Source organism: Rossellomorea sp. RS05 (assembly GCF_039822645.1).
GTDB lineage: Bacteria > Bacillota > Bacilli > Bacillales > Bacillaceae_B > Rossellomorea > Rossellomorea marisflavi_B.
Genome location: NZ_JBDKWY010000005.1, coordinates 88,970 through 110,912, shown reverse-complemented (window position 1 = coordinate 110,912; position 21,943 = coordinate 88,970). Strand labels below are relative to the sequence as shown.

Here is a 21,943-nt window from a genome sequence, read left to right as displayed (position 1 = left end):
CATTTATTTGCCATTAGTCTGCCATTACTTTTTAACCTGCTCTAACTTCTTTTCTATGTTTTCTCTTTTTTCTGCAGGTAATTTGTCAATTAATGCTTGTAGCCTCTTTGGCTTTGTATATTGGTGTTCAGCAATCAGATTTAATACCATGAACAACTCTTCAGCAGCTTCTTTATCCTCATTTAAATCTATAAAACCAACATGCGCAGACGAATTCCCATAAAGCCTAATTATTTCAGCAGCCATAACTAATTCCTCAGATGTTCCTTCAGAATCTACTAAAGAATCTATTTTATCAACTAGCCTTCCACTATTATAACCTTGTTGATTGAGTATAGATTCCAAAGCCAGTCTTAATAGGGCTGCAGAGGAACGTGAAGAAAATTGAAAAATATTCCTTGCTTCATTGTATATTTCTTTTATATCTTCTGGAAGATCCTCATTGGGCTCAGTAATTTGCAGGTTAGTTACTGGATAAACTAACTCTCCCTCTTTCCACAAACAAAAGTCATCACAGTAATGGCACACTGATAAGGCATAATCCTCTTCATCAATGTTTTTGATGATATTATGATGTGCAGTATAACTCATATACATTTCACCACTTCCAGCTCCCACAAAATACCAACTGTGACTTGTGCCAGTTCCACATTGTGGACAAACAAACCTTTCTTTTCCGTACATAAAAAACATCTCCCCTATAACCTCATAATAAAAAGCATCCATTAAGAATGCTTCTCGCCTTTATAAACTTCAATTCTCAGTATAAAAGCTAACTTATAAAATATTCTCGCTTTTATCCTATAATACCTTCTTTCACTCATCCCTAATTCATTATAAAGCTCATAATCAAATATCTCTTCATCCTCCAGGTATCGCTTATAGATGATTTCACGCTCCATCTTATTCAACCGATTTACTCCCCTAAGAACCCATTCGATGTGTTTCTTCTTAGCCAGCTCCTGATCTACACGATTAACAACAGCCTGCTCGGTGGAAGAGTGGAACTGATTCGAGAATGCCGGTGGAATTAATGAATACGTTGCCGTCACTTTTGGAAGGTGATCTTCGGGTATTGTTAGTAAATAAAACCTATACATGTCTAAAGCGGACTCAACAGCTGCCTTGGTCTTTTCTCTGTCGATTTCAGGTAGCATGAACAATTGTTTTCCCAACATTGAACCTCCCCTTTATGGTAAAATATTCTTTGACGAGAAATTCATCAAGGTCGGCAGGGTCAATGCCGGTCTTTTTTACATTCGGTCTGATTTTTTTTGTAAGCTTGAATGCTGTTCTCCCCACTATTACGAAGAGTTACATCGGTGATTCGTAAAAAAAAGGTTTTAGGTTTTTAATTACGATATTGCTGTATAATTTTTGGTGTACATAAAAACCAATAAAGGGTGATATTTTTGAGCTGTAAGAGCATTTTGGATCAGATTGAATTAGCAATAAGTACAACTATTGATATGGTAGGGACTCTAAGTGAAGCCGACTTACAAAAGAGACCTACTCTTGATAAACATTCAATAGGGGAACTACTAGAGCACATTGCAATAATTTGTGAAGCTGATTGGCGGATTTCTAAGGAAGCTTCAGAAAAAGAAATGCAGAGTTTTTATGCTGGAGTTTCTTACAAAACATTAGATGACATAAAAGAGGGCTTAATCAAAAATTTCAATGCATTAAAAACCAACTATATGCAACTAACAGTTGAACAATTGAATAAACAAACTACTTCTTACTGGGGTGCTACCTATACCCGTTATGAATGGTTAATTGAAATTCTTGCCCATGTCTATCACCATCGAGGTCAATTACATGCAATGCTAGTTCACTGCTCCAAGAAAGATCCAAAAATCATACTTTTCAACTAAGGTATTTCAGACGGTCTTCAAATCCCAATGGTTCGCTTTTTTATCCGATCTAGTGCCCCAGTATCTTGTTCTTTGACGTATGCATTAAAGCTTTTCATAGTTTCCTTATTATCCACCTTGATTACCCTCTAGTTTTATTTTCACCAAGGAGTGGCGGCAGCTCCGCCTCTCCCTGGTCAATGTTCATCAGTGCAGCTCTTTCTCTTCAAACGGATCCGCAACATCCTGCTCGGTAGAAGAATGAAACTGATTCGAGAATGCCGGAGGAATTAAAGAGTACGTTGCAGTCACCCTAGGGAGCTGATCTTAATGCACTGTTAGTAAGTAAAATCGATACATGTCTAAAGCGGACTCAACAGCTGCCTTGGTCTTTTCTCTGTCGATTTCAGGTAGCATGAACAATTGTTTTCCCACTATTACCCCTCCCGTTATGGTAAAATATTCTTAGTCTTAATTACTCATAAATCAGGAATGTTTCTGATTCACATTAGGTGGTGAGGATATGTTTGAAGCACTGGATACTTCAGTGTTTAATGGACTTGCTTTGGCTTTAGCTACTCTATGCATTATGGTATTAGCTACTTCCGTTATTCCTGTATTAATTCTTGAGAATGTCGGAATTCCTAAAAAGATTACTCGGAACTTAGTTGGACTATTCTGCTTGGTAGGGTTTGCTATTTGGGTATACGGGATGTTTTACCTTGACTTAATAAGCAAATTCTTTTAGCAATATGCTAGAAAAGCTCTAGATCTTCTGTTTATATATCTTAACGGTATGAAAACTTTTTGTTAGTTCAAATGCCTGTTCATCAAGTAAATGTATAAATTAATGTTCTAAGGTGAAAATACCTCTATCCAATTAAAGAGGGTGTATAGATATGAACGGTAAAAGTGATTCTTTGTTTAGTATTGCGATTTTGGGAGTCCTCCTAACAACAATTTATACAGCTATACTTGCATCACAGCTTATGGCCACTAAACACAAGGTTGATTACCTTTACTTCAAAAACAAATTTAGTGAAAATCAGAAATAAGTTTTAGACGGTGTTATCAGAAATATTTTTATCAAGGAGCAGCTATCCCTACAAACTGCTCCTTGATATTTACTTAATCAGTGCAACTCTTTTTCTTCAAACAGATCCGCAACATCCTGCTCTTCCTGATCCTCTACATCATCAATGCTCAGTTGATCCTTTGGAACCTCGACATTTCCGTTTTCGTCTACCTGGTACTCAATGCCTGGATTGTCTTCGTAGAACTCTTCAATGCTCATTTGAGATTGTTGAATGGAGAGGTTCACATTGCGGCCGGCGTACTTATAAAGCTCCTGTGCCTTTTTCTCCGAATCCCCTTTAATCGCAAATTTCATGGCCGTTTTCTTGGAGTCTCGCTGAATGTTCATGAATTCGGCCGAAGTCTCACCAGCTGCACACCCTTCAATTTCAAATAGGATGATGCTCCCTGCCAAGCCATAAAGGGCGGTGGTTGACTCGTCTCCCTCTTCCTGCCCTTTAATTTCAAACTTCAGAACCTCTTTCTTATCGTCCTTCTGCTGCATCTTGAAAAACACGTTAAGTTGAGTTTTGCTCATGTCTCTGTCTCCCTTACCATCTATTTTTTCTGCCAGATCATTTGGCATCCTAACCCGTATCCATGTTTCTTGATTGGTGTTGATTGTCTCCACCCACGATCCTCATGGTCGGCAATGACCTTCCCAATGGTCTTCTCTGTCATACCGAACACGACTTTCTTCAATGGTCTATGCCTTATGCTCATGCCTTCTTTTTCACATCAGGGGTTTCCTGGAGGATCGCCTGAACGACTTGAGACTGATTTACTGTCAGATTTATCTCTCCACTCTCTTGGATCGCAAAAGTGGCAAAGGCGATCTTAGCCAGAATATAGGCATCTACTACGTTGTCGCTCCGGTGTTCATATCCAAACGCGTTGAAGACAGCCTTCATCACTTCTCGCTTCTTTTGTGGACCTGTTAGCCTCTTCTTGCTGCCCTTTTCTCCCGTCCAGCCGGTCACTCCCACAAACTTTTTGACGGCATTGGGGGCAACCTCGTGATAAGGAAGGCGCCTTTTAAACATTTCATTCCGAATTCCGTGATGCAAGCCCCCGGCGAACATGGCCTTCTGTGTGCTATAGGGGAATCCCTCAATACAGATGTGGTCGCCTGGCTGCAGGTGTGTAGTGATTTCGTGAATCAGGGTCACCATCCGTTTGGGATCCTTGTCCCCGATTCCGGATAGTTCCTTTTCTCTGACCACTTCACCACGATCGTCTAAGGCCACAAACCCAGTTTTCGATGCCGGATCGATTCCGATAAATCTCATGCTCGCTTCCTCCTTCTAGCTTTCTCGTTTTCATAGACCTGCTCGAGTTCTGATAAGGTGAGTTCGTACAGTTGCTTTCCACATGGCGTTTTAAAGTAGTCCATTTGCAAAAGTTCACTTTTATAAAAATCTTTTTGGATTTGGATTCCTTTTCTTAATTGCCCATAGGGTACAGTGGCTCTCACGGTCATCCCTCCTTACATAAAATTCATTTCCTCTTGCTTGACCAGGTTGATAAACTTCCCGTACTCCTTTACAAACCCGAGTTTGACGGTCCCAGTTGGCCCATTACGGTGCTTGGAGACGATTAGCTCTGTGATTCCCTTTAGATCAGAATCTTTGTAATAGTAGTCATCCCTGTAAAGGAACCCAATGATATCTGCATCCTGCTCAATCTGCCCAGATTCCCTCAGATCGGACATCATCGGCCGTTTGTCCTGTCGTTGCTCTACACCCCTTGAAAGCTGTGAGAGGGCCACTACGTTGACATCAAGCTCCCTTGCCATCGCTTTGAGGCTCCTGCTGATATCACTGATCTCCTGGAGCCGGTTCCCGCGGTAGCTTGCATTCCCCATGATCAGCTGAAGGTAGTCAATCATCACCAGCAGCTTCTTGCCGGGATTCTCTCGCTTAACCTTTCTCACCTTGGTCCAGATGTAGTTCACCGTTACACTCGGGCGATCGAAAATATGTAAATCCAGGTTATTGAGGATGCCGAGCGCGTGGGAGAACTTTTGCCAATCATGATCCGTGAAGTCTTCACTTGCATTTCTCATCTTCTGCGCATCGATATTGCCCGAGATCGATATGAGCCTCTTGAGTAACTGTTTCTTAGGCATTTCCAGTGAGAATATGCACGGGATTTCGCCCTCTTCAGCTGCGTTAAAGGCTACATTTAGAGCAAAGGCTGTTTTGCCCATGGATGGCCTAGCCCCGATAATGATCAGGTCACTCTCCTGGAGGCCGCCAGTGAGCTTGTTTAATTCATCGAAACCGGTGGGGATGCCCGTCATTTGATCCGTTTGAGTGCTTAACTGCTCATAGACGTTTAGCAGCTCTTCTTTTATGCTGCCATCGTCATCCGCGGTCTCCTCTTCTTGCACCTTCATCAATTCACCGATGACCGTTTGGATCGCCTCTGCCGGATCCTCCTGGACCAATTGCTTCTTAAAATCGTTGGCCAACTGCAGTGATCTTCGTTTCCGCCAGTTTTCCAGGACCAGAGATTCATAAAATTTGAAGTTCTTTGTCGTCGGAACAGACTCGGCCACCTTGAGCAAATGCTTGATTCCTCCGATCTTATCAACATCCTCTTCAAGAAGATCAGCGATGGTCGTGATGTCAATCGGGATCCCTTTCTTGTCTAAACGGCCCATGGCCCAAAAGATTCGCTTGTTCTCCATGATGTGAAAGTGATCGTGCTGCAAGACACAATCCTTAATCAAGTCACCTTCCAGGAGAATAGATCCGATAACAGAGTGCTCGGCCTCTGCATTCATGAGTTGAGGTTCTTCAACCAACTGATTCATTCTTTTCCACCTCATCTGGGATGTTTAGGATTCTTCTGATCTCGGCCAGCGCCTTTTCCCTTACCTCCGGACTTGCGGCATTCCTTCTGCTCCTGGCTCTTTCCTGGAGCATTTGTTGTGTCTCCTCAGCAGTGGGTACAGCCGGACCGGATGGTGGTTCCTCCTCTGAGTAATGAACCAGTTCTGATAAGGAGGGCACGAATTTCGAGCACAGTGAAAGCTTTTCGGCATTCTGCAGGATGACCGCGGAATCCTTATCCTTTAACAACCGGTACCACGTATTTAGCTTTGTTTGGTCAAAATGAAAGTTGTTGTAGACTTCTTTAAATAAGCTCATCACTTCAAAAACCTGTTCTTTAGTCATTGAGATCAAAATCCTCCTTACTAGGTCTCTTGGCACTACCCTTTCTCCCTCGCTGTTTGAAAGACTGTTCAAACTTCCGTGCGTCATCAATTGATCTAACCCCTGCCTCGACCCATTTCTTTAGGATGCCTTCGGTGTAGTCGAAACCTCTTTTTTCTTTCTTGGCAGAGAGTTTCATTGCTGCCAATACAATTTCTGAATCGAAGTCATTCATCCAGTGTTGAATTTGTTGATAAACATATGGGGAAGATGAGACCCCGACTTGAAGGTTTTCATGATAGAATTCAATTACCTCATCTTGACCACCACTACTACTACTAGAGTTCTTTAAATTCTTTAAGTTCTTGTTTGTGTTATTTTGTTGTTTTTTTGTTGTCATTTTGTTGTCATTTTGTTGTTCACCATCTGACTCCTGAGACTGATAATCCTCCCATTTATCAACGGTTATGATGGAAAATTTGTTGTTACTGTTTATAGATATTGATCCGAGTTTTTCTAACAGCTTAATGTACATCCAAACTGTCGATTCTTTCATGTTCATTTCGGATGCTGCTTTACTTCTACCGAACACAAATTGTCCCGGTTTTAATTCAACCACTTTCATCCCGACTAACTGTTTATATTCAGAATGAGATGCCTTTAGTAGGCAGTACATGAACACTTTCAGTAGCTTTTCGTTCTGAAAGATATCACTCTGAAGTAATTTCCGATGCACCTTAACCCATCCACCTACTGTCACAGCACCTCACCCCTTTCTCTCTATCCGATCTAGACAAATTCCAGAACCTTATCTTTATAGGTTAGTCCAGCTGTTCCTCATCAAAGTTAAACTCCATTTCAATGGCATCTGCTTTTTTCGCTTCTTGGATTTTCAAATCCACTAATCTCGACAGGCCAGTCACCTGGCTAAGGTTCAGATCAGCCGGCTTTTTGTTGAAGTTTGATTTAACCAGGTCAGTTACGTCTTTCTTGGTAAGTGACGAAGCCTTCACCTTATCGTCAATGTCGTCCCAAGCTTTCTTGATGGTTTCTGCGTCGTCCTCCTGGCCACCCTCATGGTCAAGATTTTCCGGAGTGATGTCCTTCCGTTCCCTGGGTTGATACGCATCGATGTTATCTTCTTGGGCACCTGTGGCATCATCCACATCAATCCCGAACTGAAGCTTCAATGCCCGCTTGAGTGCATGCTTTTTGAACATATCATTGTAGTACGTCTTCCACTGAGATCCCGACTTGGTTCGGAGATGCTCCACCTCATCCGCCTCAATGACGACCACCTTATCCGGATACCCTTCACGCTTGGCAATAGCATAAGCTGCGGCCACTTTCCCACGAGGGATTTTAATGGAGTGCTTCTCGATCTTGAGTTCTTGGGTTTCCGGATCTACACCGATTTCGAAGTCATCGTTTTCATGGATCAGTTGGACTGTAACTCCTTTGTAGTCCTCACGCTGTTGGGCCAGATACTGAATGCCCTCCACTGATACCTGGATGCTCATTTGATTCCCGTACTTTATGAAGTAAATATGATTTTTAAATGGATTCAAGTTGTTTTGCTTACAGATCTGGATGAACAGGGCTAGTTCTTCTTTCGTGGCTCCCTTGGCAATGGAATTCACCACTACCTCAAGCTCTTTTTCCGAGAAGTAATTCTCAAATTCCTTTGTATTAATCGGTGCAAGATGATTATTTCGAGTCATTGTTTTTCATCCCCCTTGATTTCTATTGCTTTAATGCTTAAGTCTTCATCCACGACCCTGACTACGATGAGCTGACCTGCAGGAGCGGAGAAATTCAAAATGGATTCAGCATTATCCACGAATGTTGGCGTAACCAACTCAGACTGCATACTGAGAACTTCGATGAGTTCTAATCCGGCCTTGATCTTCTCTGCCGTGGAAAGCTTACTGTACGGCTTACCGTCCATCTCAATTTCGAAGGTGGCTCTCTCCTCTCCGTTTTTGAGAGTTTCGTAGAGCTTGACCGATATGGAGGTGAATAGATCATCCACTTTGCTGACCATCAGCTCAGAGCGTTTCGTTTTGAACTCTTTGATGGCATCCACAATCCCCTTTGAAGTCACAAGTTCTCTCCGGATTGCCTCTTTCTTTTCTTTCGCTGCCTCAATGTCTTCAGCTAGGCTACTTGCCTGCTCTGCCTGCTTTGAAGCCATTTGAAGTTCCATGAGCTGTGATTCAATCTCATTGAGCTCATCAGTATCGGCCGCCTCCGCCACTGGCATATCTGAAAGTGACTTTTTCAGCTCATTCACTTTCTGTACCAGTGCCTTCCCGGTGGCTACTTCCTTATTGAATCTTGCCTGACGGTTTTCCTTCACTTTAAGAATTGCCTCTTCAGTCAGTGGTTGGTGACAGGTGCTACATAGCTCCTGCACTTCCTCATCCTTGATAGACTGAACAACATGTGTCTGTTGCGTAATTTGGTCAGTGAGGTTATCAATCTGCCCTTCCACTCGACTCCTGGCTGTCTTGGCTCTCTGTCGAATGTCGTTTTCTTCCTGTATGGCTGTCTTTTGCTTATGCAAGGATTTGATTTCCTTATGAGCAACCTCAATGTCGAATGTTTGCCCGTCATTTTTACTCGCTTGTTCTTCCAACGCTTGAACGCGTTCAGCTGCTCGTTCATATGCCTTATCATTTGTGCGTACCTTTTCCCGATGGAGCTTATCAAGATCATCTAGGCAGTGTTTTTTCAATGGCCCTTCTAAGCGATCCCGATCTACCTGAGACATTTCGGCCAGGATTTCTTTATTTAGAGGCTCGCTCACGTATTGAAGCAACTGGCTTCGCTGATCCTGCCAATGCTGCGTGAAAAAGTGGCTTGGGTTAAACAGTGATAGGAAGAGGTTCTTATCAAACTGATTTTCTATGAACTCATTAAACTCGGTGGCTTTCTTTGGAATCTCATTTATGAAGTATTTGGCTGTTTTCTTCTGAACCCGACCGAACATGACATCTTTGCCAGCAATGGACATCAGCACCTCCACTGTCGCTTCTGTCCCCTCTTCCGAATCAATGGGGCGTGGATCGAGCTTACTTCCTGCACTATCTGTTCCAAAGAGAACCCATGTGATCGCATCCCCGATCGAGGACTTGCCCGTTCCATTGCGACCCTTGATATTGGTCACGTCACCGAAATTGACAGTTATTGATTTGTGGTTCTTGAAGTTTTTAAGTGCCAGTGTTTTAAAAGCGATTTGCATTTCTTCACCTTCCATTTGATTTTGGTTGGTGATTCCAGTACAATGTACTCAACTGTTTTAGGAATCACTTTTTTTGAAAGATCCGTGTGCCAGCACGGGTCTTTTTACGTTTCATGAGGAGCATCCGGTGCCTGAATAATGACGACACCCTCTGGGAACCCCGCCCATAGGAAGTATTGATATTGGTCCCAAGTAATCTCCACTACCTCTCCCCGATCATCAAGAAAGCCTTTTTTCATTTACTTGACCCCCTTCTGATTTTCTGAAGCCCTTTTCAAAATGAGCATATATCGTTCAACTGGTGGCATTGAGAGCCACTCACCAATCTGTACCTTCACTTGATCCACCTCCTCCCAAAGCCTTCTTTTCAATCCATCGGGTTGTCCAACATGTACTCGACTGTGACGATCTCTCTAATGTCCGTTGAGTATTCCACACCTTCAATCTTGGTGTGAAAATCTCCATCGGCTAAATACTCGGTTAATAATGTGCTAATCATTTATCACAACTCCCTTCACCTTGAATAAATGCTTGCGAAGTTCTTTTCAAGAAACTCTGACATTCTAGTTGCTTGAAAGGACCAACACTGTCCTCTACCTTGCGGGTAATACACAAATCCTCCTTGATTAACATCCAGTACTTCTTTAAAACGCTTAACATAAAGAACGTTTTCCTTTAGCCACTCAATTTTTTTATTAGTTCTTTCCTCCAGATCCTTCATTGACCACCACTGACCTTTTAGGTCTTGATTAAGGAACTTCTCGTACTCTACTCTCTCAATTACTACTAGATTCTCTGGTAGAGATATTGATAGCTGAAGATCAAAGCTTTGCAATGTAGAAGCCCTCCCTTAAATACTTAAGATTTTTTGAATGTGCCTGATATGCTCTTGAGCTTTAGGGCCGTTCTTACGACCGTAGATAATATCTGACAAATATGCGTTAGAGATACCCAACATAATCGCTAACTGTTTTTGACTCATCTTGCGCTTAAATAGTTCTGAACGAACTTTCATACCTATCTCCTCTGACATTTCCTTCACCTCTGTTCAATGAGTTTCTTCTCCACTGTTTACTTTTGTACACAATGATAATTTTTAAGCTAATTTATTAGCTAATTACATTGACCCTAAATGACTTTAATGCTATTATCAAAACATAGCTAAATAAGCCTTAAAAGCCTTTATTAATACATTTATCTCGTTCCCCAACGTCAAAAATGCTATTAAATTAGGTCTTGTTTTTTAATGACTTTTTAGCTAACAAATTAGCTTATGTGAACAGTATAATAACTTAAAAGTCATAAGTCAACAAATAATGACTTAAAAGTTAATAATTCTATTCAGTAAGCTCCAGAAAGGCTGGTACACATGAGTTTAGTGAAAAGAATAAAAGAACTATGTGATGAAAAGAAGATTACTTTTGCGGAAGTAGAAAGAAAAATAGGAATATCCAATGGCCAAATAAGGAGATGGGACAAAGTATCTCCAAAAAGTGAAAACGTCCAGAAAGTAGCTGATTACTTTGATGTCTCAACAGATTATTTATTAGGTAGAACTAATGTAAAAAGGTTTAATGACTCAAATGAAACAATTGCAGCACATCATGACGGAGAGGAGTGGACTAAAGAAGAGTTAGAAGAAATTGAGCGGTTTAAACAATTTGTGAAACTAAAGCGAAAAGAAAAAGGTGAATGATGGTGCTTTATGAGAAGTTGTTAAACGAAGTGGTCAATGCAGGGGTATCAGTATTCGAAGTTAAGATGCAAGGAAGAATTAAGGGTCTATATAGTGATGATGTGATCTGGATCAATGAAGCAATAGATACTGATTCTGAAAAGTATTCAATCTTAGCAGAAGAGTTTGGACACTATAATACGTCCGTTGGAAACATTATCGACCAATCTAAACTTGTTAATAGGAAGCAAGAACAAAGAGCACGAACCTGGGCATACGAATATACAATTCCCATTAGCAAGATCGTCTCTGCGCATAAAGCCCATGTGAAAAACAAATTTGAATTAGCCGAATATTTAGGGGTAACCGAAGACTTTGTGGAGAGGACTATTGAACGTTATATCGAGAAGTACGGAGATTATGTCTCTTATAAAAATTTCACCGTATGTTTGAACCCGCTAGGTGTATTAGAATGGTTTGATTTTAGCCACTAACTAAGGAGGATTTGATATGGCGAGCTTCTCAAAAAGGGGTAAAACATGGCAGTACACTGTAAGCAGAATGGTTAACGGAAAAGCACAACCAATTCGTAAAAGTGGCTTCAGGACCAAGAAGGAGGCCCAAGTAGCAGCGTCAGAAATAGAAGAAGACCTGCGTAAAGGGATTGTCCCTACTTTAAAAAAGGAGCCCTTTGATCAGTACTTTAAAGACTGGATAGGTGTTTATAAAACGAATATCAGTGAGATCACATTAAAAAGGTATCAAGACACGCTGCAAACTATCCAAGAATGCTTTGGTGGAAAAGCAATTCAGGATATCAGCAAGCGTGAATATCAAGCTTTCCTTAATGAATACGGAAAAACTCATGCTAAAGAAACCTCTAGAAAGTTGAATGTCCACATTCGCGCTTGTGTGAGGGAAGCAATTGATGAAGGTATCATTAGAGTTGATTTTACCCGAGATGTTGTTGTAACAGGGAGTGTAGAAGCAAAGCGTCCTGAAGAAAAACACTTAAATTATTTTGAAAGCAAAAGAGTGATGAATGAGATTTACAACCGTTTAGACAGAAGCCTAGTCTATTACTTGCTTTTGCTTGGCCTTACATCCGGAATGCGCTTTGCAGAAATGATTGGCCTTACACGAAAAGACTTCAATTTCACCTCTGGAGAAATCACCATTAATAAGACCTGGGATTATAAGACCGGTAAAGGTTTCACAAAAACAAAGAATGACCCGTCCAATCGAATAATAAAAATGGATGGCAAAACAATGGGTAAGTTCCAAGCCCTATTCGAAGCAACACCACCGAATATTGAAGGTCTAGTCTTTTTCAGCCCACATAATGCTCGCAAAGTTTTGACCAATGAAAATGCCAATAAGATTTTGAGAGGTCTACTTAAAGAACTTAATATTGATCCAATTACAATTCATGGTCTACGCCATACTCATGCCAGTGTTCTTTTGTATCGAAAAGTATCGATCTATTATGTATCTGAACGGTTAGGTCATTCCACCATCGATACTACTTTAAGACATTACGCACATGTCATAAAAGAGTTACGTGAAGAAGACACAAAGGCTGCTGTAGATACGTTCGAGCAAATGGCCAATGTGTAAAAAATGTGTAAAACCGATTCAATTCCAACCTTTTTCTATCGCCTCCCTCTCCTCAAGAGAAAAATAAAAAACACCTACAAACGTTGATATATCAACATTTATAAGTGTCCTCTACTTTTTATACCTTTTTCCAAATGTACTGCGGTACGCCCTCGGAGGGAATCGAACCCCCATTTTAAGAACCGGAATCTTACGTGCTATCCGTTGCACCACGAGGGCATGTTTTAGTTACTGTCACGAGAACTAATTATAATAGAGAAAAGTCTCCAATGCAAGATGTTTTTGGGTTCTCCTCTTAATACCTTATGTAAAAGCCAAGAATCCTTAGGAAGGATCTTGGCTTTTTATAAGGTTAGAACGTATAGGATTCTCCGTCATCCGGCACCAGGATACGGGATTGGAGCCCTTTCTCTGCTGCGGTGTTCTTGAGTTCTTCCCTTGAAAGCGTGCCGTGGTTGACGGCTTCCATATGGGCCGAGATGATGGTGGCTTCGGGTGCTGCGTTCGCGGTCTGAAGGACGTCTTCTTTTCCCATGACGATGGAGCCGCCTTCGAGGAACTGGTTGTCTCCTGCGTTGACGACGATGATATCCGGATGGTGGGTGTGGATTCCTTCTTCTACCTCTTCATTCCATACGGTGTCACCGGCTACATAGAGGGTTTTCTCGTTCTCATGTTTGAAGACGATGCCGCTGACGGTCCCGGTGCGTTTGAGAATCTCTCCCCTTCCGTGCTTGCCTTTGGTTTTAGTGAGTTCGATGCCGTTGAACTGCTCGTGATTCAACACGTGTACATTCGTGAAGCCTGCTTTTTTGACTTCTCCGGCATCGGCTTCATTCTGAACATATAGATTGATGGATTTAGGGAGGACTTCTTTTGCCGTGTCATCGAAGTGATCCAGGTGGAGATGGGTGAGGATCACGGCATCGATTCCCTCCAGTATGGCGTCAACGGATTCTGGCAGATCGACGATGGGATTCTTGATGTCATCCCGTTTTGACGGCGTGAATGGGGGATAAGTCCCTTTCGGTGCGAGCATGGGGTCAATGAGGAATCGCGTGCCTGCGTAGTCAAGGATGAGGGTTGCGTTTCTGATGAGTTGTAGGTTCATAGTATCGGCTCCTTTTGTTCCGTTTCAGATCTGATTCTCACAGAAGGGTACACTTCTCATTTTACCCGTTGGCAAGGGGGAGCAATCACGAAACTTTCAGCTTTTGTACCGTTTAAAAAAGGGATGAGTGGGTATGATGTAGAAAGGATTTACATACAGGTTAATAAAGGAAACATTAGGTTTGACCTTTATTGACCAACAGTGTATGATAACAGTACAAAGTGAATATGAAATGATTCAAAAATACACAGATGCATTTAAGGAGGAACGAGGATGAACTTAATTCCTACAGTTATTGAACAAACAAACCGCGGTGAACGTGCGTATGACATCTATTCCCGTCTATTGAAGGACCGTGTAATCATGCTTGGGAGCGCCATCGATGATAACGTGGCAAACTCAATCGTATCCCAGCTTCTATTCCTAGAGTCTGAAAATCCGGAGAAAGACATCTCCATCTACATCAACTCACCAGGCGGAAGCATCACAGCCGGTATGGCGATCTACGATACGATCCAGTACATCAAACCTGATGTTCAAACGATCTGCATCGGTATGGCCGCTTCCATGGGTGCATTCCTTCTAGCTGCCGGAGCGAAAGGCAAACGTCTTGCCCTTCCAAACGCAGAAGTAATGATTCACCAACCACTTGGAGGAGCTCAAGGTCAAGCGACGGAAATCGAAATTGCGGCTAAACGCATTCTCTTCCTTCGCGAGAAATTGAACCAAATCCTTGCTGACCGTACTGGTCAACCACTTGACGTGATCTCTAAAGATACGGACCGCGATAACTTCATGACTGCGGAACGCGCTTTGGAATATGGTCTGATCGACCGTATCATCACTCGTAACGACGCAGAAACTAAATAAGACTTGAATGAACCCCCTTGCATGAGTGCAAGGGGGTTTTTGTGTGGGTTTGGATTCACACTAAAGCAAAGAACCGCCTCATCCAAGGCGGTTCTTCAACGATTCGATGGCCAGATTCAGCGCGGTCAGCCTCCGTACGTTCAATGTCAGCTGGGGGCTTCCATCTTTGGCCTTCGCTAGCTGTTTATGAATGGAAGGGAGGATGTCCTCCAGCGTTACTTGGGAAGTCGCGATGACGTCTCTTTCATGTGAAAAATCGTTACCGTACCAGTCGCTTCTAAGGCTTTCGATTCCTGCCTTAACGGCATCACGCCTCTTTTTCACCAGTGTGGTGTTCGCCCCTTTCCCCTCCATGCTTACATAGGCGTTCGAGAGCTTGCGGTAGGTCGATTCCAGGGAGTTCAGGGACGCCTCCTGATCGGCACTGCTTATCATTGGCTCTCTTCCTCTTCTGAAAAGGGCTCCCACAACCGTGACACTCCCACCAGATCGACACCGTCAAAGGTCAGCCGGTACACATCGGGCATATCGAGGTTCTCCCAAAACGCCAATCCATACCGGGGGTCAAAGTGATTCATGATGAGCACCATGATATTCCCATGGGTTCCGACGACCACGCGCTTCCCTTCGAATTCGTTCAGGAGATCGAGCATGGCTGCGACGCCGCGCTTCTGGGCATCCACATTCGATTCTCCGCCTTCCCAGTGGAATGAGGGTTCTTCCCATACTTTTCGGATGGCTCCTTGAAAATCGTCTAAGGGAGCAGAAGATAGAAGCCGTTCTTTGAACCCGTCTAGCAGGATCACGTCTTGATTCAAGGAGGCCGCTGTCCCTTCCACCGTCTGCACCGCACGCAAGAACGGGCTGGACACCACATGGTCAAGGTTTTCTAATTCTAGTATTCTGGTCACACGTCTGGCATCCCTCATTCCCTTCTCCGACAGGGGCCTGGTGAGCTCCTCCGGTGTGTAGGTGGAATGGGCATGTCTGACGAAATAGATTTCAGTTTTCATTGGCTTCTCCCCTGATTGCTTTTCTTCTATCCTAGCATATTCCTCTTACATGTCCCTGATTCGTTTCGTCAGTTCATTGAACCTCGCATCAAGTTCGGCGTATTCCTTTTGGGCAGGCGTCATGAAGCTCAGCTTCCCGAGGACCTCCTGGCGCTCGGTCTCAAGCTGCATCTTGAGCTCTTCCCGTTCGTCCTTTGAAGGCTCTGCGGGCTCCCACTTCCGCACCATCTTCCCATTTCCGATTGCAATTTCTGACGATGTCGTCTTCTCCAAAAAGTAGCGATCATGGGAGACAACGATGAGCGTGCCATCGTATGCTGCCAGGGTGTGTTCCAGCTGCTCGCGGCTCAAGAGATCGAGGTGATTCGTCGGTTCATCGAGGATCAGTACGTCGCGGTCCTCGAGGATATACTTGATGAGCTTGCACTTCACCCGCTCCCCCATGCTCATGTGGCGGATCGACTCCTCCCACTGGCTTTTGCCGAATCCGAGGTAGGTCATGAGATTCCTCACCTGCCCCCGGTCGTGAAATGTCTCCCTGTAAAAGAGATTCTCCGGTGTCTCATCGAGGGGTAAATCAAAGACCTCCTGCGTGAGGTAGCCGATCTTCGCGGCTGGTGAAAGCCATAGCTCTCCTTCATCAGCTGCTTCGTTCCCCATGATTATATTGAGGAAAGTCGTCTTCCCACTCCCATTGGCACCGGTTACCGCCACCCGCTCCCCGTTTTGAATCGTGAAGGAGGCACTGCGGAAAAGCACCTTGTTTCCATGGGCTTTACCAAGATCCTTTACTTCAAGGAGACGTTTGCCGGCCCTCCTGCCTGCACGGACCGATAGATGTTTCTTCTCCTCCACCTCGACAGGATCGGCATTGATCCGCTCGATTTCCTTCTCCAGCCGCTTCCGCTTCGACTTCACCTGGGCGTCCATCCGTTTAGCTTTTGAACGGTAGAACTCCTTGGGGAATTCCTGCTTTGTTGACTGGGCATGGGCTTTTCCCGACCAGGAAGTAAGGTCTTGGATCTGTCCTTCGATTCGTTCAATGAGCTTCTGCTGCTTCTCATACGCCCGCTGCTGAGTGAGCCTCCGCTGCTCGGAAGTCTTCACGTATGCCGAGTAGTTCCCCTCATACGTCACAACCGTCTTGTTCTCGATGGACCATATCACATCGGCCACCTCATCGAGGAATGCCCGGTCGTGGGAGACCAGGATGACAGTCCCGCGATACCCCTTCAGCTCTTTGATCAGAAACCCGATCCCCTCTTCATCGAGATGGTTGGTCGGTTCATCCAGAAGCAGCAGGTGTGCATTCTGTGCGATTCCGCGTGCGAGTCTCACCTTCAGCTTCTCTCCCCCACTCAGCTGATCATACTCTCCATCCGGCACATCCCATCTCTGAAGGAGGGCTGCTTCCCCAGGAGTCAGTGCGTTCCTTGAGTGATCCATCGCTTCCTGTTCCACCATCACGGTCTTCAACCCTTGTATCAGCGGTGTGATACTTCCGGATGACGGTGCCATGTCCCCGTTCAACAGCTTCAAAAGAGTCGATTTACCGGCCCCGTTATTTCCGATGAGACCGATCACCTCTCCCTTTCTCACCCCTGCCTTCACCTGTTCCAACAATAGTGTTCCTTCTATTTCAACGTTCACTGAATCGATTTTCACTAATTCCTGCATACAATCCTCTCCTCATTCCGGGAGAACACAAAAAATCCTCCCACGATTTCTGGAAGGATTAGCCGCAAACTACCATACACAAATAAGCCCGATGGAAATGGGACCTATGGGAAAAATGGACAGACTAATCCTACTAAATATCATTCGAAATTTATTCCATTTCAAATTCTACCTACCAAGATTAGTTATCCATCGTTCACCCATCATCCCTTTCCCTTAACATTAACCTAATCGTACCACCCACATCCCCATAAATCAATCCTATCCCATGGAAAAATAAGTATTGGAAAATACAAGAATGCGAGCTATAATACCTATACCCATCCAAAAGGAAGGGATGCGTGTGGATTTTAACCTACTATACTCGTAAACACCACAAAGTGCAGTGCAGCGGAGGACGGCCGACTCCTATGGGAAAAGCGGGCAGGGTGAGACCCTGCAGGCTTGCCGAAGCGGCTCACCGCACGCCCCATGGAAAGCGGCCGTCCGCAGCGAAACGGAACGAACCATTCCCTTCTTCATTCCCCATAAAAAAGGGTTGAGGGGTCGATCTTCCACCGCTACACTCGTACACACCACAGAGTGCAGTGCAGCGGAGGACGGCCGACTCCCGCGGGAATCAGAGGCAAGGTTGAGACCCTGCAGGCGCAAGCCGAAGCGGCTCAACTGCCTCCCCGCAGGAAAGCGGCCGTCCGCAGCGGAACGAAACGAACCAGTAACCAACTACACAAACCACTATCAAAGGAGACCACCACCATGTTCACATTCCAAGTCCAACCAAACCTAACCCTAGCCCTGCTCCAACCCCACCACGCCCAAGAAATCTACACCCTCGTCGACACCAACCGCCACCACCTCAAACACTGGCTCGGCTGGGTAGACGGCGTCCAATCACCCGACATCTACCGCGACTCTATCATCCCTGCCTGGCTCCAACAATTCGCCGCCAACGACGGATTCACCACCGGCATCCGCCACCACGGGAAACTCGTCGGAATGATCAACCTCCACTTCATCAACTGGAAAACCCGTAGCACCAGCATCGGTTATTATCTATCAGAAGAAGCCCAAGGCAACGGAATCATGCAGGCTTGCGTCAACGCCCTCCTCCAGCACGCATTTGACGACCTCAGCCTGAACAAAGTCGACATCCAGTGCGCAGAAGGCAACAAGAGAAGCCGCCGCATCCCCGAACGCCTGGGATTCAAGCAGGAAGGAGTCTCCCGCGACGCCGAATTCATCAACGACCATTACAACGACATCGTCACTTACAGCCTACTTTCAAAAGAATGGAGAACTAGCAAGTAGGAGAAGCGGTTCTAATGCTTCTGGAGTGATACGCAGGAACCGTACCCATGCGGCCAAAAAACATAAAGGGACGGTTCCGATGCTACCTGATGGAAGCACGGGAACCGTCCCATTGTCTCATTCGATTGTTCGGTCTTCTGTTGGGACAAGGATATTTCCTTTTATCCCTTTTTTCAATAGAAGATGAAGAATGGTTTTGGAAAGTTTGCTTGGATGATACGGTTTCATGAGGTAGTCGCTTGCTCCTAGCGTCATCCCCTTTTCTTTCTCATCAAGGGCGGAGGAGATGATGATCGGGATACCGATCAACCCTTCATCCTCCTTGATTTTCTCCAGTACATCCCATCCATTTAATTTTCCACCTAGCATGATATCCAGAACGATGGCATCGGGCTTTGCATGCTGTAAACGTTCAATGGCGCTCGAACCGTTTGTGGTGTGCTCCACTCGGAACCCACTTTCCGAAAGCTCCGTTGCCAGGAGGGACGCGAGGCTCATATCATCCTCGATAACCAGGATATTTAGGCCATTCCCTTGATCTTCTTCCTTGAACGTATCCAAGGTGACAATCGGGAGGTTCACCGTGAAGGTGCTCCCTTTTCCAAGTTCAGACGACACAGTCACAGATCCACCGTGGGCTTCTAGGATTTCCTTGACGATAGTCAGGCCGAGTCCTGTCCCCCCGATTTTCCGACGGTCGGAATTGTCTATGCGGTAAAATTTCGTGAACAGTTTTCCAATCGACTCTTCCGGGATTCCGAGTCCCATATCACGGATTTCAATGGAGATGCGATCACCCTTTTCCTTCATCAGGATCGTGACGTCCCCTCCATCTGGAGAATATTTCACCGCATTGCTAATAAGGTTCGTGAACGCCTGGGTGAGTTTATCCCCGTCCCCGAGGACGATGGTGCAATCCGTTTCCCTTCCGATGGTGAATGTGTGGTCAGGAGAGCTCACCTTAGTACGATCAACAATGTCCCTGATTATGTCCAGTACGTCTTCATATTTTTTTTCAAATGTCTGTTTTCCAGATTCCATCCGCTGAACGTCTAGGAAGTTATTAATCAGGGAAGTGAGTCGCTGTGCTTCCTTGTAGATAGTATTCAAGTATTTCTTCGTCCGCTCGGGCTTGAGATCGCGCGTGAGCATCAGTTCCGTGAAGCCAAGTACGCTCGCAAGCGGCGTCCGTAACTCATGACTCACGGTACTTACAAATTCCGATTTCATCTGGTCGACTTCATATTCTTTTGTAATGTCACGGTGGACGAAGATGGTGCCTATATGTTGCTCTTCATGATATAGAGATGTTGAGTACACTTGGAAGACTTCTTTTCCTTCTGTGAGCCTGTAAATCATGCTGTTGCCGGTTTCCTGATGGCGAATGACACTCTGGTAATAATCCTTCAGCTCATCTCCATTTTCCACTTGAGTAACGATGCCACATCCCCACTTTGAATACGGGACATCTTTCAAGGCATCCATATCACTTCCGATGATCCTGGCAAATTTGGTGTTCACCAGGAGGCTGTCTCCCATCGGATCGACAAGTTGAATTCCTTCCTGAAGATTGTTCAGGATGTCCTGGTTCATATGTCTAATGCGTTCAGAATCTTCATAGAGAAGTATATTCCGAAGAGAAATCGAGATTTGCTTTGCAAACCCTTGATATTCTCTCTGCTCCTTTTCGGTATACCCGTCTCCAAATCGGCTGAAAACCATAAACGCTTGCAGTTCTTCTCCACTGGATAAAACTGGAATAAAAAGGTCATAGGAATACATCAGTTCTTCATGATAGCCTTTTTCAGAGGTATCGAGTTTGCGTTTCACACAAAACGGTTCTTTTGTTTCGAATAATCGTTGATGAAGCCCATTATCAATATTTGTGAGGAACTGTTTGATAGCCTCATCGGATATTCCAAATGATGCATACGTATCATGATCATCCTTCAAGACAATCATGCCCCGAGGCGCATCTATAATCGTACACATGCTCTTCACGATGCTCTCCAGAACTTCTCCCTTATTCAGAGAGTTTGAGATGCCGTTGATGAATTCGTTCCTTTGTTCGAGCTGCCCCCCCCTATCCTGGGCAAGGTGAAGTAAACGCTCAAGCTCCTCTTGTTGGGCTTCCAATTCATCCTGTTGAGCCTGGAGTTCTTCATTTTGAGCAACCAAGTGCTCTTCTTTGTCTTGAACGGTGAAGACCATCTTTTCAAAAGCACGGGACAACTGACCGATTTCATCCTGGCGTTCCTTTTCAAAAGACCAATTCTGATAGGTGCCCGTCTCGGAGATATGCTGGGCAGACGTAGCGACTTCTTCCAGGGGCTTTCCGATTTGCCTCGCGATAGATCGCATGATGCGCATCAGAAGGAGAAGCATAATCAAGACAAAGGAAAGGAAGACAGTTTGACTTGTCGCTTCTTTAGATCTTAGTTCCCCATAGGCTTCATCTGTAGACTGTTGAATACTGTCATTGTAATTGTCAAGCTGCCGTAGAAAGGTGCTGACCCTTTCCGTATTTCCATTTTCCGAGTTTTTTTTGACTTCATCTATTTTCCCTTGATCTATCAGTTCGAAAGTCTCATCAACAATTCTTACATAATAGTCGTAAAAACTTTCAACTTCAGAAGCGAAAATACGATCATCCGGTGTAGTCGAAACTCTCCGGAGCTCATTGATGCTTACCTTTATTTTATTCTCTAATTCAAGTATATCTTCCTTAAATTCATCACGCTCAAATGCCACATACCCGCGCCCCTCAAAGAAGATCCGATTGAACTGCCGGTCAAGCTTCTGGGCGACTTCCTTCCGGTCATCGAGCTTGGCTTTCGTCTCATCGTATTCCACAGAAAGCTTGTGATCGTACCAGTATAAACAGCCTGCTCCTATAAGGAACACGAGGATGAACCCCGTCATGAGGACGATGATCCTCCGTCTCAGACTGGAATGATAGAAATCGAGGAGTTTACCCATTCAGGATGTCCCCGATCTTCTCCATGAGTTCGACCGGACTGTAAGGTTTCGACATGAAGTAGTCAGCACCGGCGGCAAGGACAAGGTCCTTATCCGCCTGCTGATTCTTCGCCGATACCATCATGATCTTCACATCGCTCTTCCCGTGATGGTTCCGCACCTGATCGATGACCTCGAGACCCGTATAGGCCGGCATCATGTAATCGAGGACGATCAGGTCGTAGTCGGTGCCGAGGATCCGGTCGATCGCTTCCTGACCGTCAGCCGCTTCGTCGATGTCATATCCTTCATCTTCAAGGGTGTCGACCATGAGCATGCGCAGCACTTCTTCGTCTTCTGCAATCAAGATCTTCGCCAT

27 protein-coding genes, 1 tRNA gene and 1 pseudogene are annotated in these 21,943 nt (G+C 44.7%); 7 read left to right on the top strand and 22 right to left on the bottom strand.

Going from position 1 to position 21,943, the window contains the following annotated elements; all coding sequences use genetic code 11:
- Positions 1-24: 24 nt before the first annotated feature.
- Both ABJ225_RS14215 and ABJ225_RS14210 read right to left on the bottom strand, forming a co-directional pair.
- Entirely contained in the window at positions 25-684 is a 660-nt protein-coding gene (locus ABJ225_RS14215; RefSeq protein WP_347320847.1) for a DUF4145 domain-containing protein, read from the bottom strand.
- A gap of 41 nt (positions 685-725) precedes the next feature.
- A complete protein-coding gene (locus ABJ225_RS14210; protein ID WP_347320846.1) occupies positions 726-1,175 on the bottom strand; it encodes an ArpU family phage packaging/lysis transcriptional regulator in 450 nt (149 codons plus the stop codon).
- Between the two features lie 237 nt (positions 1,176-1,412).
- Between ABJ225_RS14210 and ABJ225_RS14205 the strand changes: the two genes are divergently transcribed.
- Positions 1,413-1,877, top strand: coding sequence for a DinB family protein (locus ABJ225_RS14205; RefSeq protein ID WP_238282407.1), 465 nt, complete (start codon positions 1,413-1,415; stop codon positions 1,875-1,877).
- A gap of 228 nt (positions 1,878-2,105) precedes the next feature.
- Here ABJ225_RS14205 and ABJ225_RS14200 read toward each other — a convergent pair.
- Positions 2,106-2,273 (bottom strand): annotated as a pseudogene (locus tag ABJ225_RS14200) (ArpU family phage packaging/lysis transcriptional regulator); the annotation flags it as partial.
- 106 nt (positions 2,274-2,379) lie between these two features.
- Here ABJ225_RS14200 and ABJ225_RS14195 point away from each other — a divergent pair.
- Positions 2,380-2,604, top strand: coding sequence for a hypothetical protein (locus ABJ225_RS14195; protein ID WP_347320845.1), 225 nt, complete (start codon positions 2,380-2,382; stop codon positions 2,602-2,604).
- 384 nt (positions 2,605-2,988) lie between these two features.
- On the opposite strand, the gene ABJ225_RS14190 is transcribed toward ABJ225_RS14195, so the two are convergent.
- The 12 genes from ABJ225_RS14190 to ABJ225_RS14135 all read right to left on the bottom strand — a co-directional run bounded on the left by ABJ225_RS14190 (position 2,989) and on the right by ABJ225_RS14135 (position 10,317).
- Complete coding sequence (locus tag ABJ225_RS14190) at positions 2,989-3,468, bottom strand: hypothetical protein (RefSeq protein WP_347320844.1); 480 nt, start codon at positions 3,466-3,468, stop codon at positions 2,989-2,991.
- Positions 3,469-3,488: 20 nt separating this feature from the next.
- Positions 3,489-3,632, bottom strand: a complete 144-nt coding sequence (locus ABJ225_RS14185; RefSeq protein WP_347320843.1) for a hypothetical protein — start codon at positions 3,630-3,632, stop codon at positions 3,489-3,491.
- 17 nt (positions 3,633-3,649) lie between these two features.
- Positions 3,650-4,219, bottom strand: coding sequence for a RuvC family protein (locus tag ABJ225_RS14180; RefSeq protein ID WP_347320842.1), 570 nt, complete (start codon positions 4,217-4,219; stop codon positions 3,650-3,652).
- On the bottom strand, positions 4,216-4,410 hold the full coding sequence (locus ABJ225_RS14175; protein WP_347320841.1) for a Fur-regulated basic protein FbpA: 195 nt from the start codon (positions 4,408-4,410) through the stop codon (positions 4,216-4,218). Before ABJ225_RS14175 ends, ABJ225_RS14180 begins: the two co-directional genes overlap by 4 nt.
- A gap of 6 nt (positions 4,411-4,416) precedes the next feature.
- Positions 4,417-5,748, bottom strand: coding sequence for a replicative DNA helicase (gene dnaB, locus ABJ225_RS14170; RefSeq protein WP_347320840.1), 1,332 nt, complete (start codon positions 5,746-5,748; stop codon positions 4,417-4,419).
- A complete protein-coding gene (locus ABJ225_RS14165) occupies positions 5,732-6,112 on the bottom strand; it encodes a replicative helicase loader/inhibitor (RefSeq protein WP_347320839.1) in 381 nt (126 codons plus the stop codon). Before ABJ225_RS14165 ends, dnaB begins: the two co-directional genes overlap by 17 nt.
- Positions 6,105-6,851 (bottom strand): DnaD domain-containing protein, encoded by a 747-nt coding sequence (locus ABJ225_RS14160; protein ID WP_347320838.1) that lies wholly within the window; start codon positions 6,849-6,851, stop codon positions 6,105-6,107. The genes ABJ225_RS14165 and ABJ225_RS14160 overlap by 8 nt, the downstream gene beginning before the upstream one ends.
- A 61-nt stretch (positions 6,852-6,912) precedes the next feature.
- Entirely contained in the window at positions 6,913-7,812 is a 900-nt protein-coding gene (locus ABJ225_RS14155) for a RecT family recombinase (protein WP_347320837.1), read from the bottom strand.
- Entirely contained in the window at positions 7,809-9,335 is a 1,527-nt protein-coding gene (locus ABJ225_RS14150) for an AAA family ATPase (protein ID WP_347320836.1), read from the bottom strand. The genes ABJ225_RS14155 and ABJ225_RS14150 overlap by 4 nt, the downstream gene beginning before the upstream one ends.
- 104 nt (positions 9,336-9,439) lie before the next feature.
- Entirely contained in the window at positions 9,440-9,574 is a 135-nt protein-coding gene (locus ABJ225_RS14145) for a hypothetical protein (protein WP_290032072.1), read from the bottom strand.
- 275 nt (positions 9,575-9,849) lie between these two features.
- Complete coding sequence (locus ABJ225_RS14140; protein ID WP_142129286.1) at positions 9,850-10,170, bottom strand: DUF771 domain-containing protein; 321 nt, start codon at positions 10,168-10,170, stop codon at positions 9,850-9,852.
- A gap of 15 nt (positions 10,171-10,185) precedes the next feature.
- The gene (locus ABJ225_RS14135; protein ID WP_436718243.1) at positions 10,186-10,317 is read right to left on the bottom strand and encodes a transcriptional regulator; all 132 of its coding nucleotides are present in this window, start codon (positions 10,315-10,317) and stop codon (positions 10,186-10,188) included.
- A 387-nt stretch (positions 10,318-10,704) separates the two neighbouring features.
- Here ABJ225_RS14135 and ABJ225_RS14130 point away from each other — a divergent pair, with 387 nt between their 5' ends.
- From ABJ225_RS14130 to ABJ225_RS14120, 3 genes are read left to right on the top strand one after another with little or no spacing between them, the layout of a single operon-like run.
- A complete protein-coding gene (locus ABJ225_RS14130) occupies positions 10,705-11,031 on the top strand; it encodes a helix-turn-helix domain-containing protein (protein ID WP_142129287.1) in 327 nt (108 codons plus the stop codon).
- Positions 11,032-11,048: 17 nt separating this feature from the next.
- Positions 11,049-11,504: an ImmA/IrrE family metallo-endopeptidase gene (locus tag ABJ225_RS14125; RefSeq protein WP_347320835.1), complete on the top strand. Its 456-nt coding sequence runs from the start codon at positions 11,049-11,051 to the stop codon at positions 11,502-11,504.
- 16 nt (positions 11,505-11,520) lie between these two features.
- The gene (locus ABJ225_RS14120; protein ID WP_347320834.1) at positions 11,521-12,627 is read left to right on the top strand and encodes a tyrosine-type recombinase/integrase; all 1,107 of its coding nucleotides are present in this window, start codon (positions 11,521-11,523) and stop codon (positions 12,625-12,627) included.
- Between the two features lie 147 nt (positions 12,628-12,774).
- Here ABJ225_RS14120 and ABJ225_RS14115 read toward each other — a convergent pair.
- Positions 12,775-12,846 (bottom strand) — tRNA-Arg (locus ABJ225_RS14115).
- A gap of 133 nt (positions 12,847-12,979) precedes the next feature.
- Positions 12,980-13,738, bottom strand: coding sequence for an MBL fold metallo-hydrolase (locus tag ABJ225_RS14110; protein WP_347320833.1), 759 nt, complete (start codon positions 13,736-13,738; stop codon positions 12,980-12,982).
- 273 nt (positions 13,739-14,011) lie between these two features.
- Between ABJ225_RS14110 and clpP the strand changes: the two genes are divergently transcribed.
- Complete coding sequence (clpP, locus tag ABJ225_RS14105) at positions 14,012-14,608, top strand: ATP-dependent Clp endopeptidase proteolytic subunit ClpP (RefSeq protein ID WP_053429150.1); 597 nt, start codon at positions 14,012-14,014, stop codon at positions 14,606-14,608.
- A 78-nt stretch (positions 14,609-14,686) separates the two neighbouring features.
- On the opposite strand, the gene ABJ225_RS14100 is transcribed toward clpP, so the two are convergent.
- The 3 genes from ABJ225_RS14100 to abc-f are packed head-to-tail and all read right to left on the bottom strand — an operon-like array spanning position 14,687 to position 17,298.
- Complete coding sequence (locus tag ABJ225_RS14100; protein ID WP_290032069.1) at positions 14,687-15,043, bottom strand: hypothetical protein; 357 nt, start codon at positions 15,041-15,043, stop codon at positions 14,687-14,689.
- Positions 15,040-15,621, bottom strand: a complete 582-nt coding sequence (locus ABJ225_RS14095) for a histidine phosphatase family protein (RefSeq protein ID WP_347320832.1) — start codon at positions 15,619-15,621, stop codon at positions 15,040-15,042. Before ABJ225_RS14095 ends, ABJ225_RS14100 begins: the two co-directional genes overlap by 4 nt.
- Positions 15,622-15,666: 45 nt before the next feature.
- Entirely contained in the window at positions 15,667-17,298 is a 1,632-nt protein-coding gene (gene abc-f, locus ABJ225_RS14090) for a ribosomal protection-like ABC-F family protein (protein ID WP_347320831.1), read from the bottom strand.
- Between the two features lie 756 nt (positions 17,299-18,054).
- Here abc-f and ABJ225_RS14085 point away from each other — a divergent pair.
- The gene (locus tag ABJ225_RS14085; RefSeq protein ID WP_290032066.1) at positions 18,055-18,606 is read left to right on the top strand and encodes a GNAT family N-acetyltransferase; all 552 of its coding nucleotides are present in this window, start codon (positions 18,055-18,057) and stop codon (positions 18,604-18,606) included.
- 117 nt (positions 18,607-18,723) lie between these two features.
- Here ABJ225_RS14085 and ABJ225_RS14080 read toward each other — a convergent pair whose 3' ends face one another.
- Both ABJ225_RS14080 and ABJ225_RS14075 read right to left on the bottom strand, forming a co-directional pair.
- Positions 18,724-21,585, bottom strand: coding sequence for an ATP-binding protein (locus ABJ225_RS14080; protein ID WP_347320830.1), 2,862 nt, complete (start codon positions 21,583-21,585; stop codon positions 18,724-18,726).
- Complete coding sequence (locus ABJ225_RS14075) at positions 21,578-21,943, bottom strand: response regulator transcription factor (protein WP_048016206.1); 366 nt, start codon at positions 21,941-21,943, stop codon at positions 21,578-21,580. The genes ABJ225_RS14080 and ABJ225_RS14075 overlap by 8 nt, the downstream gene beginning before the upstream one ends.